This is a genomic window from Catenulispora rubra, from assembly GCF_015356825.1.
Lineage (GTDB): Bacteria > Actinomycetota > Actinomycetes > Streptomycetales > Catenulisporaceae > Catenulispora > Catenulispora rubra.
This window is the reverse complement of the sequence record NZ_JAACYW010000130.1, coordinates 15,374-30,506: the sequence shown is the minus strand read 5'-3', so window position 1 is coordinate 30,506 and position 15,133 is coordinate 15,374. Positions and strand designations below refer to the sequence as shown.

Below are 15,133 nucleotides of genomic sequence, written 5' to 3'. Positions count from 1 at the left end.
GGTCCGAGTCACTGCGCACGCGTCTGGTCTGGCGGCCGTCTGCCGCGTGTGGTGGGTGCCGAAGATCAAAGTCAAGAGCAGGCGCCTCCGGCGAGGGCCTCGGCTCGGAGGGATGACCAACCCCGCGTGCAGGCGGCGGTCCGAGTTGTGGTCACCATGTCCTGGATCCCTCGTCGCTGACGTCGCCCGGAGGGAACCAGGACAACCCCGGGTGCGTGTAAGAAGGATCCACCGAACGACATGGCCGGTCGGGGTCGGCCCGTCGCCGCCCGAAGCTGGTGAGGCACCGGATCGCATCGGGGCCGGGCGGGCTGGCCGCACCGGCTCGGGCGCTGCCGCTGTCCTCTGCCGGTATCGCAGGTCACGGTCACGCCCGCAGCGTTGGTGGCGGTGGTGGCGTTGGTGGCGGTGTTGGTGGTGGCGGCGGTCTGGGTTGGTGAGGGGACAGCGTAGCCGGTGCCGTGGTGAGGGGGTCCGAAGGACCATGCGGGGTGTTGGTTCTGGGTCCCTCGCCGCGTCGGCGGGCGCAGCCAACCTGGCCGGTTTGGCGGTGTCCAGCCGGACGAGGCCCGACCACAGCAGCAGCGATGCGGCTGGACACCGCCAAACCGGGCTGGTTCCGTAAGGCGACGACGCGGCGAGGGGCACAGAACCTCGGCGACCACAAGCAACAACCGCCACCGGTCAGCGCAGCGCAGGCAGCAGCGGATAGGAAGCCGAACAGTCGCGGGCCGCCGCCAAACCGCCGGACGCGCGGGTCATCCCTCGTCGAGGAGGCCCGCCAGAGGCACCTGCTCTTGACTTTGATCTTCGGTGCCCACCACACGCGGCAGACGGCCGCCAGACCAGACGCGTGCGCAGTGACTCGGACCGGCGCGCGGTCGTGAACACGTGAACCGGCCAGCCGCCAGCGCAACCCACCACCCACCACCGAACTGCGTCCCCCAGCGAGGTCATCAAACCCTGCGCGAAGCCGTCAAAAAACGCCTGTAAGCCTGTAAACCCACACACCAACCGCACACACAAGACCAACCCCAACCCCACACCTAAGCCACCAGCGCCGAAATGCCCCCTCCAGTACGCCCGCTACCTCTCCACGACCCCCCTCTCCCCGGCGTCCCCGGAGGCATATAATAAGCAACGCTAAGTATCGTATTTTCCGGGGAACATTTCCCCGGAAGATGCGTTACCCTGCACAGGGGACCTGGTCCCCGACGAGGATCCCTCCGCAGGTAGATCCTTGGAAAACGGCCGCCGCGCCCGAGTACGCACCCCCTCCGTGTCTCGTGCGCGGCGGCTTCCACTCCTCATCCGAAACGGGCATAGCGCCGTCAATCAGTGTATTTCCAAAGGCTACGATGGTGCGGGCCCCCACCAAGCCCCGACCGCCCAGGAGGAACCCGTGGACGTCGTGGCCACCACCCCACGCCGCGCACCGCGCGCCCGAGCACCCCGCGTCGACGCGCTGCGCAACCGCGAGCGCATCGTCGCCGCCGCCCGCGACCTGTTCACCGAGGTCGGCTGGCAGGCCCCGATCGACGAGGTGGCGCGCCGCGCCGGCATCGGCAACGCGACCGTCTACCGGCACTTCCCGGACCGCGACGCGCTGGTGCTCGCGGTGGTCCGCAGCGTGCTGAAGCGCACCGCCGACCGCGCGGAGACCGCGCTGGCGCTGGGCGACGACCCCTTCGACGCGCTGAGCCGCTTCGTCCTCGCCGCCGCCGACGAGCGGATCGGCGCGATGTGCGTGATGCTCGACGGGGCCTACGACCCGGGCGACCCGGATGTCAAGGCGCTGGAAGGGCGGCTGAACGCGCTGGTCGAGACGATGCTCGCAAGAGCGCGAAGGGCCGGGATGCTGCGGCCGGATGTGGATGTCGCCGACATCATCGTGGCGGTCGCGCAGCTGACGCGTCCGTTGCCAGGGTATGTGACGGTGCGGCGGAGTTCGCGGCGGTATTTACAGTTGTTCCTGGACGGGCTGCGGACTCCGGGATACTCGGCGCTTCCTTTGGAGGGGTGAAGGGCTGGGTGCGGCCCTCAGACCCGCTCAGGCCCCCTCAGACCCCCTCAGGACTCTCAAGGCCGGTGCACCAACAACATCGCCAGATCCCGAGCCCGCGCCCCGCGAGCCCGCACCGTCACCTCGGCCTCGATCGCCGACAGCACGTACTCCGGCTCGGCGTCCGCCAGGTCTTCCAGGATCTGCGTCAGCGGCAGCGGCTCGACGTCCGGGCCGCCCGAATCCGTGACGCCGTCGGTGTAAAGCAACAATGAGTCGCCACTGTCGAAAGGCGTCACCACCAGCCGCGCCCGGTCGTCCGCACCGGGGGCCAGGGCGCTGAGGCCCAGCGGCAATCCCACCGACTGGCCCTGCACCGTCGACACCGCTCCGCAGCGCACCATCAAGGGCGGAGCGTGGCCGCAGCTCACGTGCTCCAGCCAGCCGTCGGGGCGGATCGAGACCACCGCGACGCTGGCGAACTCCTCGCGGACGTCCACCACCATTCGGGGCGGCGCCACCGCGAGCGAGTTCGAGGTCTCCCAGAGCCGTGCGCCGTCGGCGAGGGGGACGTGGGCCGCGGCGGCGTCCGCGTCGCCGAGGAAGCGGCGCAGGCTCACCTCTAATCGGCGCACCACGTCGCGCAGATCCGGTTCGTCGTAGGCGGCCTCGCGGAACGAGCCGAGCAGCACCGCGGCCACCTCGACCGCGCCGAGGCCGCTGCCGCGGACGTCACCGATGATCGCGCGCACGCCGTACGGGGTGTCGACGATGTCGTAGAAGTCGCCGCCGACCGAAGCGCCCGCCGAGGCCGAGGCGCTGCGCGCGGCCACCAGCACGTCGCCGACCGCCGGTCGCGGCGGCCGCAGCAGCACCCGCTGCGCCACCTCGGCGACCGCCCGGACCTGGTTCAGTTCGCCTATCATCCGCTGCCTGCGGACCGAGATCACGAAGCTGACGGCCACCACCGTCAGGATCGCCGCGAACGTGCCGATCCGTTGCGCCTCGCCGCCGGAGCCGTTGCCCGGGGTCGCCGGCAGCAGGGCCACGAACGCGCACAGGCCGGCCAGCCACACGCACTGCCGTCGCCCGGTGCCGGCGCAGGCGATCGCGGGGGCGGCGGCCAGCAGCGGCGCGAGCTGGATCCGCGCCGGGAGCAGGACCTGCATGATGAGCACCGCGGCGACCCAGATCCCGGGCAGCACCAGCAGGAAAAGGGCGCGCCCGGTCTCGGCCGGCCGGCGCGTGCCCACGCCGCCTGCCCGGACCCATCGTGTCAAAGGACCATCCAACGCGTGCCCACGCCTCTCAGCGTCCTTAATCCGACAGGACGGAGCATAACGCGGCGCGGCCCGCAGATGTCGAGGAATCGCCCGATTCGCACGTTTGGGCTACCACGTTCACCAGGGCTCGAATACCATCGGCGAGGCGATGTTCACCTTGCCGCAAACCTCCGGCCAACTCCGTCACCGGCCCAGTCCGACTCCGAGGTGTTGGCTCCGCATGGCATCCGCGCCGATCGGGGCGCGGACGGACGGTACCGAGGGGACCGCATGAGACTTCCCGGGCGACGCCCAAGAACGCTGCGTCACATGAGAAAGCAAGTTGCCGCCGGGCTACTGGCGCTCGGCGCCACGGCCGCGATGGTGATGACCACGAGCGGAACCGCGCAGGCCGAGTCCGACCACGGCAAGACGCCGAAGATCGGCCACGTCTGGACCATCATCCTGGAGAACAAGTCCTACGAGGCCACCTTCTCCGGCCTGAACCAGAACAGCTACCTGTGGAAGACGCTGCCTTCCTACGGCGAGCTGCTGACGCAGTACTACGGCACCGGCCACTTCAGCCTGGACAACTACATCAGCCTGGTCTCCGGCCAGGCCCCGGCGCCGGACGACCAGAGCGACTGCGGGACCTACAAGAACGTCTCGCCCGGCACCCGCGCGGCGGACGGCCAGGTCAACGCGACCTCCGGCTGCGTGTACCCGGCGTCGACCAAGACGCTGTTCAACCAGCTCGACGACAAGCACCTGCCGTGGAAGATCTACGCGCAGGAGATGGGCAACACCCCGACCCGCGAGAACGCCTACGGGTGCGGCGCACCCGGCGACCCGTCGGGCGCCGGCGTCCCGGACCCGGGCGGCGCGACCGCGGCCGACCAGTACGTGGCCAAGCACAACCCGGCGCCGTGGTTCCACTCCCTGATCGACAACCCGCGCGACTGCAAGAACGTCGTGCCGCTGGACGGCCTGGCCGCCGCCCCCGGCCACCCGGCCGAGAACAGCCTGGCGCAGGACCTGAAGTCGATCAAGACCACGCCGGCCTTCTCCTGGATCTCCCCGGACAACTGCTCGGACGCGCACGACGCGACCTGCAAGGGCGACAACCTCTCCGGCGACCCGAACAACCACCAGGGCGGCCTGTACGCCTCGGACCTGTTCCTGGAGAAGACGATCCCCGAGATCATGGCCTCCCCGGCGTTCCAGAAGGACGGCGAGATCCAGATCATCTTCGACGAGGCGTTCCCGCCCTACAAGATGTACGGGAACTCCATCGCCGACTACACCGGCAACCCGGCGGCCTCGGGCCTGAACACCCCGACCGACACCGCGCAGTCGGTCGTCGCGTGCTGCAACGAGCTGCCCGGACCGAACACCACGCAGCCCGGTGACCAGGCCTTCGGCCAGGACACCACGCCCGGCGGCGGCATCACCGGCGCGGTGTTCATCTCCCGCTTCATCAAGCCGGGATCGGTGAGCGCCCAGCCGTACAACCACTACAGCTGGCTGGCCAGCATGGAGGACCTGTTCGGCGTGCGGCACGGCGGCACCGACGGCAAGGGCCACCTCGGCTACGCCGCGGCCGACGGCCTGCGCCCGTTCGGCGGCGACGTCTACAACAACCCGTCCGGCCGCGCCCTGCCCCCGGCCGCATCCGGCTCGATCACGTACCCGGCGGTGGCCGGCGTGGACGACGTCGGCCGTGCGGAGATCCCGGCCGGCAGCGTCTACGCGCGCTGACACCCCGTTCCTCCTCCGGCGGGCTCGGCGCCCGCCGGAGGAGCCGAAGGCTTTCTCCAGGAAAGGTGATCGGGTACCTCCCGTGAACACCCCGCAGACCGCGGCCCCGCGCCGGACCGGCTTCGGCCGGTCCGGCGTGCGCCGCCTCGCCATCGCCCTGGCCGTCGTCCCGGCCGTCGTCCCGGTCGCGCTGCTCGCCGCCGGCTGCTCCAGCGGATCGGGCTCGTCGGACTCCTCGCCGCAGGACGTCGTCAACAAGCTCGGCGCCGTCCCGATCCCCAGCGCCCCGAAGACCCAGCCGACGCCGTCGGCCGACGAGTCGCACCCGCAACTGGTCGCGGTCGGCTCCCCGGTGGCCGTGACACTGCCCTCCGGAGCCGGCGTGATCACCGCGCTCGGCCCCACCGAGGACCTGCCGACACCGCTCCCGGCGAAGATGCCCACGCAGGTGGCCGGCACCATCACGCTGCACCTGGCGGCCACCACCGGCACGCTGAAGGCCGCGACCGCCGACCTGTCCTCGCGCGACGACCACGGCACGGACATCAAGCTGACGGCCGTCGGACCGGCTCAGGCTTCCGCGACGGCCGGCGGCACGGCGGATCTGGTCGTGCGCGGAACGTTCACCTCCGGCGCGGCGCAAGTCACGCTCCGCGAGGACGGACATGTGGTCGCGGTGTGGGACTTCAACATCGAGCTGGACTGAGCGGATCTTTCGAAGGCCCCTGATTCTCTGCGCACCGCCCGCGACCCCTGTGACTCAGGTCACAGAATCCCGACGTCACACCCTGTCGACCTCCGGCGTCTCGTGTTCGACCTCAGAACGACAGACGAGCACGACCACCGCAGGAGGCGGCCATGACCACGACGCTGACCACCCTCAGCCGCGACTTCAGCGGCGACGTCATCGAACCCGGACATCCCGAATACGCCGCGAACACCGACACCCTGCTGGCCACCGGCGCCCCGGCCGTCATCCTCCGGCCGAGCAGCGTCGGCGGCGTCCAGGCGGCCGTGAAGTACGCCGCGGCGTCCGGCCTCCCGCTGGCCGTGCGGGGCGGCGGCCACTCCTTCCCCGGCTTCGGCACCAACGACGGCGGCGTCGTGATCGACCTGAGCGCGCTCGCCGGCGTGGAACTCGTCGACGGCGGCTGGCATGTGGTGCGCATCGGCGGCGGCGCGACGTGGGGACAGGTGGCGGCGGCCTTGGCGCCGCACGGACTGGCCATCTCCTCCGGCGACACAAAGAGCGTCGGCGTCGGCGGGCTGACGCTCTCCGGCGGCATCGGCTGGAAGGTGCGCAAGTACGGCCTGGCGCTGGACAGCCTGGTGCGGGTCGAGGTGGTGACGGCCGACGGCGCGGTCGTGGCCGCCGACGAGGACGAGAACCCCGAGCTGTTCTGGGCCGTCCGGGGCGGCGGCGGGAACTTCGGCATCGTGACCGCCTTCGAGTTCGCCGCGCATCCGACCACCGACGTCTTCCACGGACGCATCACCTTCCCGGGCGCGGAGGCCGCGAAGGTGATCCACGGCTGGGCCGAGTACATGCGCACCGCACCCGAGGCGCTGACCGCGGTCGCCGCCTTCGCCAACCCCTTCGCCGGCGGCCCCGACGCCCCGGTCGAGATCCTCGTGGCCTACGACGGGGACTTCGAGGACGAGGCGAACGCCGCCCTCGATCCGATCCGGGCGCTCGGCACGGTGATCGACGACGACGTCACCCTCAAGGCCTACGGGGACACGCTTGAGGAAGGGCAGGCCCTGCCGCCGGAAATCCGCTTCCACACGCAGAACGCCTTCGTCGAGCGCGCCGGCGTGGACCCCGCCCTGCGCATCATGACCGAGATCGGGGCCGCCCCCGGCGCGCCGTTCCTCACCATCCGCAGCATCGGCGGCGCGCTGTCCCGCGTGGCCGACGACGCCACCGCCTTCGCGCACCGCCGCGCGGAGCTGATGATCGGCACCGCCGCGATCGGCCCGGCCCCGGCGATCGAGGCGGCGCTGCCGGCCCTGGACGCCGTCTGGCAACGGCTGGCCCCGCACGTCAGCGGCACGTACCCGAACTTCAACACCACCGCCACCGACTCGGACGTGAGAGCCGCCTACCCCACCGACACCCACAAGCGGCTCGCGGCGGTCAAGCGCCAGTACGACCCCGCGAACCTCTTCGCCGCGAACTACAACGTGCGACCTCTGTAGGGTTGATCGAGGGTTGATCGACACGCGGCGGGCGGCCCCCGCGCCTCGCACCGGGGCCGCCCCCGCACTCGGGCAGGGGATCAGAGCGCATGTACATCGAAACGGTCCGCATCCACATCCCGCCGGACGGCGCCGAGCCCTTCGAGGGCGCCTTCGCCAGCCTCACCGAACTACTGCGCCGCAACCGGCAGTGCCTCGCCTACGAGCTCTCCCGCTCCGTCGCCGCCCCGGACACCTACGCCCTGCGCATCGAATGGACCTCCGACTCCGACCAGATCGGCGGCGTCCGCGACGGCGAACACCTCACGCCGCTGCTCGCCGAGCTGATGCCGTACATCCTCGGCGTCAAGGAGACGTTCGTGACAGAGACCACGGACGTCAGCGGGAAAGGCGGCGCGCTGCTGGGCCCGGCGTGACCTGACGCCGGGCCCAGCGCGCGATCAGCCGGCGGCCACCGCTCCCGCCGCAGCCCGCTCCCGCTCCGCCGGCGCCACCGGCGACGGCGCGACCCGCAACAGCGGCGCAGCCCAGCCCGGCAGCCACCAGTTCCACCGGCCCAGGACGCCGACCAGGGCCGGGACCAGCAGTGCCCGCACGACCACGGCGTCCAGCAGGATGCCCGCGCCGAGGCCGGTCGCCAGGACCTTCACGTCCACCGTCGGGGTCGTCGACATCGACAGGAACGACAGGAACAGGATCAGCGCCGCGCTCGTCACCAGCCGTCCCGTGCGGCCGATGCCGGTGACCACCGCGCGGTCGGTGTCGCCGGTGGCGTCGTACTCCTCGCGCATGCGGGTGAGGATGAAGACCTCGTAGTCCATCGACAGCCCGAACAGGAACGCGAACACCATGATCGGCACCCACACCGTCACCGAGCCGGTCGCCGGGACGCCCCACAGCGCGTGGCTGCCGCGGCCGTCCTGCCAGACCAGCACCATCACGCCGTAGGCCGCGCCGACCGACAGCAGGTTGAACAGCACCGCCTTCGCCGCCAGCACCAGCGACCGGAACGCGCGGGTCAACAGCACCAGGGTCAGCAGCGAGATCACCGTGAGCATCAACGGGAAGCTGCCGTAGACCGCGTGGATGAAGTCGTTCTGCGTCGGGCCGGAGCCGCCGACCCCGAGCACGCCGGGCAGCGGCCGCGCCGCGTCCTGGACCGCCGAGATCTCGGCGTTGCCCGCGGTCGTCGACGGCTCGTGCACCGTCACCACGTCCACGATCGCGGTCCCACCGGCCCGGAACGACGAGGCCGCGAAAGCCGTGTACACGCCCGGCACCGAAGCCATCCGCGCGGCCACCGACCCGGCGGCGTCCGGCGTGGTCAGCACCTCGATCGGCGCCAGCGCCCCGGACGGCACCCCGCCGTCGGTCAGCCGGACCAGCACGTCGTGCGCCGCACCGCGCTGCGCCGACGCGGCCGACGGCGGCTCCCCCAACCGCATCGAGGTCAGCGGCACCACCAGCGCCACCAGCACCCCGGCCCCGACCACCGCGGCACTCTTCCGATGCCGCAGCACGAACCGCGCCCACGCGCTCCACGGCCGGCTCGCGTGTGTCTCCCGCCGCCAGCGCGGCCGGTCGATGCGCGATCCGACGGCGGCCAGCAGCACCGGCAGCAGCGTCACCGCCACGCCGATCGACACCAGCGGGATGAAGAACCCTGCGACAGCCATGTTCCGCAGCACCGGGACCGGCACGACCAGCATCGCCAGCAAGCTGACCGCCACCGTCAGCCCGGAGAACACCACCGCGCGCCCCGCGTGCTGCATCGCAAGCTCGACCGCGCTGTCGTTGTCGGCCCCGTTGTCCCGCTCCTCCCGCCACCGCGTCACCACCAGCAGCGAGTAGTCGATCGCCACGCCGAGCCCGATCAGCGCGACCAGGAACTCCACCAGCGAACTCACCGACGTGATCCGGCTCAGGCCGTTGATCAGCAGGAAGGTGCTCGGGATCGCCACGCCGGCCATCAGCAGCGGCAGGAACGCCAGCAGGCTGCCGAACACGTACGCCAGCACCGCCAGCGCGCCGAGCGAACCCAGCAGCACCTCGACCAGCACGCCGTTGCCCTTGCTGGATCCGTTGCCCGACGCCAGCTGGGTGGCCCCGGTCACGCCGATCTGCCAGCCCGCCGGCGCGGCTCCCGACGCGGCCGCCCTGAGCCGCGGTGTCGTCGTATCGGTGCCGAAGCCCTTCTCCGGCGGCGCGAACAGGAACGCGAACGTGGTCCGGCCGTCGGCGGTGGTGAACTTCGGGTCGCCGGTGGTCTGCGCGTCCGCGAGCCGGGTGTTCGGGACGACGGCGGCCACGGCGGCGAAGATCTGGTGTGCCTGTTGGGATACAGCGCTTGTCTCCACCTCCGGTGGCACGGTCACGGTCAACAGCGCCGGCAGCGTGTCGCCGCCGTCGTGATACAGGGCGCTGATCTTCTGGTCGGCGACGTATCCGGGCTGCCCGGGCAGCGCGAAGTCGGTCGTCAGCCGGTTCACGGTCGAGCCCAGGGTGGCGAGGCCGGCGACGGCCATCGCCAGCCAGCACAGGGCCACGACCAGCTTGTGACGCAGGACGAGCGTGGTGATGCCGCGCATCATGACTCCTCGGATCGGGCGCGGGGCGCCTTCGGTTACCGCTTCCGGAGTCTGGCTTCGGGCGGGCCCGGGAACGTCCGGCTGGAGATGCGAATCCATGGTCTGCCGGCGCCGTATCCCGGGTCCTCCGCAGGATGTGTACTGCCGGGCGCGTACTGCTCCAGCAGTACGTCCCGGGCCTCCCGCAAGCCGATGTCCCGGCGCCGACCAGCGCCTATGCTGCGGCCGTGGCCATGTTCGTCTACATGACGTTGCAGAGACGGCGGTTCCCGCTCTTCGCGGACCTGCTGTACGTGGCCGTCCTGCTCACGCTGACCGTCCTGGGCTCGATCGGCGAGTCGCATCCGACCCACGACCCCTTCCCCGCGTCGGCCGTCGCCCCGTGGCCCGCTTACCTGCTGGTCGCCGCCGGCTCCATAGCGCTGTTCTGGCGCTACCGCCGACCGGTCCCCACCTTGATCGCGACGCTTGTCTGCACCCTGACGTACACGGCCCTCGGCTACGAGAACGGCGCCGCGCTGCTCAACCCGATGTGCGCGCTGTACACCGTCGTGGCGACCGCGTGGCAGCCGACCAGGCCGGGTGGCGTCCGCTTCGTCCGCGAGGCGCTGATCGCCACCGGCGTCACCTTCGTCACGCTGGCGGCCGTCAGCGCGGCCGGGAATCCGTTCGGCGCGGTCGGCGGGTCTTTCTTCCTCATCCCCGGCGAGGTGGCCGTCGCCTTCTTCGCCGGGCTCGCGGTGGCGAATCAGCGTGCGTATGTGGACGCGATCCGGCAGCGCGCCGAGGACGCCGAGCGCAGCCGCGAGGAGGAGGCCCGGCGCCGCGTCGACGCCGAACGCCTGCGCATAGCCCGGGAACTGCACGACGTCGTCGCGCACACCATGTCGACGATCAACCTCCAGGCCGGGGTGGCGGTCCACGTCTCCCGCGACTCCCCCGATCTCCCCGAGCCGGTCGCCGCCGCGCTCGGCGCGATCCGCGACGCGAGCAAGAACGGCCTGCGCGAGCTGCGGGCGATCCTGGCCGTCCTGCGCCAGGTCGACGACGCCGAGCCGGCGGCGCCGACCGCCCCGACGCCCGACCTGGACGGCCTGCCGGCGCTGCTCGACACGGTCCGCGCCTCGGGGCTCCCGGTCACCGTCGAGATCACCGGCGAGCGCCGCCGGCTGCCGGCCGCCGTGGAACTGGCCGCGTATCGCATCGTGCAGGAGTCGCTGACCAACACCCTGCGGCACGCCGGGCCGGCGACCGCGACGGTGCGGATCCGTTACGGTGACGAGGATCTGGACATCCGCGTCACCGACGACGGTCGCGGCGCCGGTGCCGGGAGCGGGATCGGAATCGGCACCGGAACCGGCACGGCGACCGGCACCAGCACCAGCACCGAAAGCACCGGCAGCGACACCCTCCACGGAAGCGGCCACGGCCTGATCGGCATGCGCGAGCGCGCCCTGGCCACCGGCGGCACGCTGCAGGCCCACCCGGGCCCGGTCGGCGGCTTCCTGGTCCGGGCCCGGCTGCCCCTGGGGAAGGAGACCGCATGATCCGCGTGCTGCTGGCCGACGACCAGGCGCTGATCCGCGTGGGTCTGCGGATGCTGATCGACTCCGCCGCCGACATGGAGGTCGCGGCCGAGGCCACGGACGGCGCGCAGGCCGTGCGGCTGGCCGCCGAGACCCGCGCGGACGTCGTGCTGATGGACATCCGCATGCCCGGCGTCGACGGTCTGGAGGCGACCCGCCGCATCAGCGCCGACGAGGATCTGGCGGGCATCAAGGTCCTGATCCTGACCACCTTCGAGGCCGACGAGTACATCTACGACGCCCTGCGCGGCGGCGCCTCCGGCTTCCTGCTCAAGGACACCGACCCCGGCGAACTGCTCCAGGCCATCCGCGTCGTGGCCCGAGGCGACGCCCTGCTGTCCCCCAGCGTCACCCGCCGTCTGATAGCCGACGTGGTGAGCCGCCCCCGCACCCGCCCGGCACCGACCGCCGACCCCCTGGCCGCGATCACGCAGCGCGAGCGCGAAGTGCTCGCGCTGGTCGGCACCGGTCTGTCCAACGACGAGATCGCCGCCGCGCTGCACCTGTCGCCGCTGACCGCGAAGACGCATGTCAGCAGGCTGCTGACGAAGCTCGGCGCGCGGGACCGGGCACAGCTGGTGGTGACGGCCTACGAGACCGGACTGGTGGTGCCGGGGGCGACGGCTTTGTGAGGTGCGCCGCGGGTGGGCTGGCGCAGCCCGACGAGGCAACCGGTGGTGCCGTGCCGACAGATCCGGGTCATTGGCCGCGCGGCGGCGGTACCGTCTGTGCTGACGGTCGAAGCGTGGGAGGGGTCTGATGTTCCTCGGAAACTCATCGCCGGTCGCTGACTACCCGCGGGCGCCACGCTGGTGGGCGGTACCTTCGGCGGCGACCGTCGCGTTCCTTGCCATCGGCGTGACAAGCCTGGTCACCGCGAGCATCCAGAACTCGCACGGCGCGGGACCGCAGCAAGGTATGGCAGCGGTGGCCGTCTACTTCCTGGTACTCCTCGGCTTCTTCGCGCTGTGCGGGGGTTGGGCCGCGGCTGCGTTTCCGACAGGGCAGACGTCTCATCGTGATCGAATCCCGCCTGCGGTGCTCGTGTTCCTCTTCCTCACAGCGTTGTTCCTGTGTGGCGCTGCGTGGACCGCGTTTTCCCTTGCCACGAACTCCATCGGGGGCAAGTAAAGCCCTCAGCTCCCGTTGAAGACCAGCCGCCGGAACTCGTTCCGCACCTCGGAGATCGGCCCGCGATCGCGGCTGTAGTACACCTTGTTCGTCAGCAGGACCGCCCAGCGCCCACGCTCCCGCGACACCCACATGCCGGTGCCGGTGAAGCCGTAGTGCAGCCAGATGTCCTCCTCGCCGCTCGTGGTCTTCGGTGAGGGCTGCCAGAACAGGCCGCGCGCCGGGTCCAGGGCGTAGGTGTGCAGGCGTAGCGATTCCCGGATCCAGCGCTGGCCGAAGCCGACCGTGCCGGCGGCCGCCTCGGGGTTGAGCAGGTACTGCAGGAAGCGTCCCAGGTCCGTGGCGTGCGAGAAGGTCCCGGAGATGCCGCACACCCCGAGCAGCCGGCCCGAGAAGTCGTGCACCGAGCCGCGGACGTGCGCGCCGGCCTCCTCGTCGAACTCGGTCGGTGCGCACTGCGCGACGAGCTCGTGCGGGACCGGCCCGTAGCGCGTCGCCGACATGGCGAGCGGCGTCCAGACCGCGTCGCGGGCGACCTCGTCTAAGCGCCGGTCCGCCAGCTGCTCGACCAGGAACCCCAGGATCAGCGCCGACCGGTCCGTGTACTCGACGGCCTCGCCGGCCGGCCGGCGCATCGCCTCCCGCAGCACGCCGAGCCGCACCGCCTCCGGGTCCGTCCCGTACGACGCGCGCAGGTTCGAGCGCAGCGGGACCCCGGACGTGTGGGTCAGGAACTGGCGGATCGTGACGGCGCCCAGCGGGAACCCGGCCGCGTCCGGGAGGTGCTTGGCCAGCGGGTCGTCGAGGTCGATCTGCTCGTTCTCCCACAGCGTCCCGACGGCGGCCCAGACCGCGATGACCTTCGTCAGGCTCGCGAGGTCGAACAACGTGTCCGCACGCATCGGCCGCGCCGCGTCCTGCGGGTCGAGCAGCCCCGTCGCACCCCGCGCCAGCACCCCGTCCGGGCCGCCGACGGCCCACACCGCGCCGGGGAAGACCCGTCGCCCGACACCGCCCTCGACGAGATCGCCGATCCTCGTGGCAAGACTGTCCATCGGGCTCCGCTTCCGTTCGCCAGTGACACCCGAGCCTAATCGGGCGCGCCTCCGAGCCTCGTCATCACGCGGCTGTCAGGCTATTTACCCGCGACGGCACTCCCCAGGAACGGAACGCCGAGTTGCCGCTTCACCAAGTCCAGGTGATGTCCCGGCATCTGCCGCCGGGTCAGCGTCAGCAGCCCGGTGATCGTACCGTCAGTCGCGGCCACGTCCCGCACCGCCGCGCCGAACGCCTCGGGGTCCCACGGCGTGCCCTCGGCCACGACGCTCCCCTCGACGATGCCCCTCACGTCAAGGTCCGCCGGCCCGACGCGGACGCCGATCCGGGTCGTGAGCCGGTCGCCGACGAGCAGCCCGGCCACGTGGCTCCGCGCAGCGGCCGGGGTACGCAGCGGCCTCGGATCCGCGCCCTCCACCCACGCGCCGACCACCCCCAGCAGCAGCCGCCCGGCCAGATGGCTGGGACGCTCCGACGACCCCTGGTCGCCGAGGTCCCACTGGTTGACCGAGGCCGTCACCGCGATCCGCCGCTCCGGCCAGAACCGGGAGACCTGGTTCCAGCCCCACATGTACTCGCCGCCGTGGCCGACGTGGTACCCGGGGCTGCCGTGCTGGAAGACGTTCCAGACGAACCCGACCGCGCTCTCGGGATCGGGACCGCGACCGGCCTGCGGGCTCACCATCGCCGCCGCGGTCTCGGGCCTCAGGATCCTGACATCTCCGAGCCGTCCCCCGGCAGCCATCGCCAGCAGGAACCGCGCATGGTCGGACGGCGTGGTCAGCGCGGTCCCCGCCGGATAGACGCCGGCATGGATCTGCGGCAGCCGGAACTGGAAGCCGTCGAGCGTGGCGTAGCCGGTCGAGCGGCGGGCGAGCAGGTCGGCGGGGACGTGGTCGGGGTGCTGCGCCGGCGGGAAGCAGGTCGAGGTCATGGCCAGCGGCGTGAACACATGGCGCCGCACCCACTCGGAGAACGACACGCCGTCCGGGTTCAGCCGCTCGACCAGGTAGCCGACCAACCCGATGCCGACGTTGCTGTACTGGTAGTGCGCTCCGACCGGCGTCGCCCACAGCGGCAGCAGGCTGCCCTGGTAGGCGTCCGTCCGCCCCTCGGCGAGGATCTTCTTGAGCAGGTCCCCCAACACTGGCGGCGGCACCAGATCGCAGAAGCCGAGATCCGAACCGAGCCCGCTGCGGTGGATCAGCAGATCCCGCAGGGTTATCTCGCGCTGCCCGTGGGGGTTGGTGACGCGCAGATCGCCGAGGTGGTCGTTGACCGGATCGTCGAGCCCGACCAGCCCTCGATCGACGAGCTGCAGGGCCGCGGTCGCGGTGTAGGGCTTCGCGTCGGACCCGGTGGGGCCGACGGTCGTGGGCATCATCGGACGGCCGGTGGCCAGGTCGGCGTACCCGTAGCCCTGGGCCCAGACGACCTCGCCGTCCACCCCGAGGGCGACGGACATGCCGGGGGCCTTGCACAGCGTGAGGATCTCCGGGACGAGGGCGTCGAGGGCTTCGGCCAAGTGCGTTACGTTCACGTGTCAATGTT

Annotated in this window: 12 protein-coding genes; 8 read left to right on the top strand and 4 right to left on the bottom strand. The window is 71.5% G+C overall.

Annotated elements, in window-relative coordinates:
- Positions 1-1,402 precede the first annotated feature (1,402 nt).
- The gene (locus GWK61_RS30065; protein WP_194914400.1) at positions 1,403-2,023 is read left to right on the top strand and encodes a TetR/AcrR family transcriptional regulator; all 621 of its coding nucleotides are present in this window, start codon (positions 1,403-1,405) and stop codon (positions 2,021-2,023) included.
- Positions 2,024-2,079: 56 nt separating this feature from the next.
- On the opposite strand, the gene GWK61_RS30060 is transcribed toward GWK61_RS30065, so the two are convergent.
- Positions 2,080-3,255 (bottom strand): PP2C family protein-serine/threonine phosphatase, encoded by a 1,176-nt coding sequence (locus GWK61_RS30060; protein WP_194914399.1) that lies wholly within the window; start codon positions 3,253-3,255, stop codon positions 2,080-2,082.
- 339 nt (positions 3,256-3,594) lie between these two features.
- Between GWK61_RS30060 and GWK61_RS30055 the strand changes: the two genes are divergently transcribed.
- From GWK61_RS30055 to GWK61_RS30040, 4 genes are all read left to right on the top strand, one after another.
- The gene (locus GWK61_RS30055) at positions 3,595-5,022 is read left to right on the top strand and encodes an alkaline phosphatase family protein (RefSeq protein ID WP_194914397.1); all 1,428 of its coding nucleotides are present in this window, start codon (positions 3,595-3,597) and stop codon (positions 5,020-5,022) included.
- Between the two features lie 82 nt (positions 5,023-5,104).
- Positions 5,105-5,728 (top strand): hypothetical protein, encoded by a 624-nt coding sequence (locus GWK61_RS30050; RefSeq protein WP_194914394.1) that lies wholly within the window; start codon positions 5,105-5,107, stop codon positions 5,726-5,728.
- 152 nt (positions 5,729-5,880) lie between these two features.
- Positions 5,881-7,221, top strand: a complete 1,341-nt coding sequence (locus tag GWK61_RS30045) for an FAD-binding oxidoreductase (protein ID WP_194914392.1) — start codon at positions 5,881-5,883, stop codon at positions 7,219-7,221.
- Positions 7,222-7,310: 89 nt separating this feature from the next.
- Positions 7,311-7,637: an antibiotic biosynthesis monooxygenase family protein gene (locus tag GWK61_RS30040; RefSeq protein WP_194914388.1), complete on the top strand. Its 327-nt coding sequence runs from the start codon at positions 7,311-7,313 to the stop codon at positions 7,635-7,637.
- A 24-nt stretch (positions 7,638-7,661) separates the two neighbouring features.
- On the opposite strand, the gene GWK61_RS30035 is transcribed toward GWK61_RS30040, so the two are convergent.
- Positions 7,662-9,809: an MMPL family transporter gene (locus GWK61_RS30035; protein WP_194914380.1), complete on the bottom strand. Its 2,148-nt coding sequence runs from the start codon at positions 9,807-9,809 to the stop codon at positions 7,662-7,664.
- A gap of 134 nt (positions 9,810-9,943) precedes the next feature.
- Here GWK61_RS30035 and GWK61_RS30030 point away from each other — a divergent pair, with 134 nt between their 5' ends.
- From GWK61_RS30030 to GWK61_RS30020, 3 genes are all read left to right on the top strand, one after another.
- A complete protein-coding gene (locus GWK61_RS30030) occupies positions 9,944-11,356 on the top strand; it encodes a sensor histidine kinase (protein ID WP_194914374.1) in 1,413 nt (470 codons plus the stop codon).
- Positions 11,353-12,027 (top strand): response regulator, encoded by a 675-nt coding sequence (locus tag GWK61_RS30025; RefSeq protein WP_194914373.1) that lies wholly within the window; start codon positions 11,353-11,355, stop codon positions 12,025-12,027. Before GWK61_RS30030 ends, GWK61_RS30025 begins: the two co-directional genes overlap by 4 nt.
- A 127-nt stretch (positions 12,028-12,154) precedes the next feature.
- The gene (locus GWK61_RS30020) at positions 12,155-12,526 is read left to right on the top strand and encodes a hypothetical protein (protein WP_194914371.1); all 372 of its coding nucleotides are present in this window, start codon (positions 12,155-12,157) and stop codon (positions 12,524-12,526) included.
- 5 nt (positions 12,527-12,531) lie between these two features.
- Here GWK61_RS30020 and GWK61_RS30015 read toward each other — a convergent pair whose 3' ends face one another.
- Both GWK61_RS30015 and GWK61_RS30010 read right to left on the bottom strand, forming a co-directional pair.
- On the bottom strand, positions 12,532-13,581 hold the full coding sequence (locus GWK61_RS30015) for a serine hydrolase domain-containing protein (RefSeq protein WP_194914369.1): 1,050 nt from the start codon (positions 13,579-13,581) through the stop codon (positions 12,532-12,534).
- Between the two features lie 80 nt (positions 13,582-13,661).
- Entirely contained in the window at positions 13,662-15,122 is a 1,461-nt protein-coding gene (locus GWK61_RS30010; RefSeq protein WP_194914367.1) for a serine hydrolase domain-containing protein, read from the bottom strand.
- Positions 15,123-15,133: the final 11 nt, after the last annotated feature.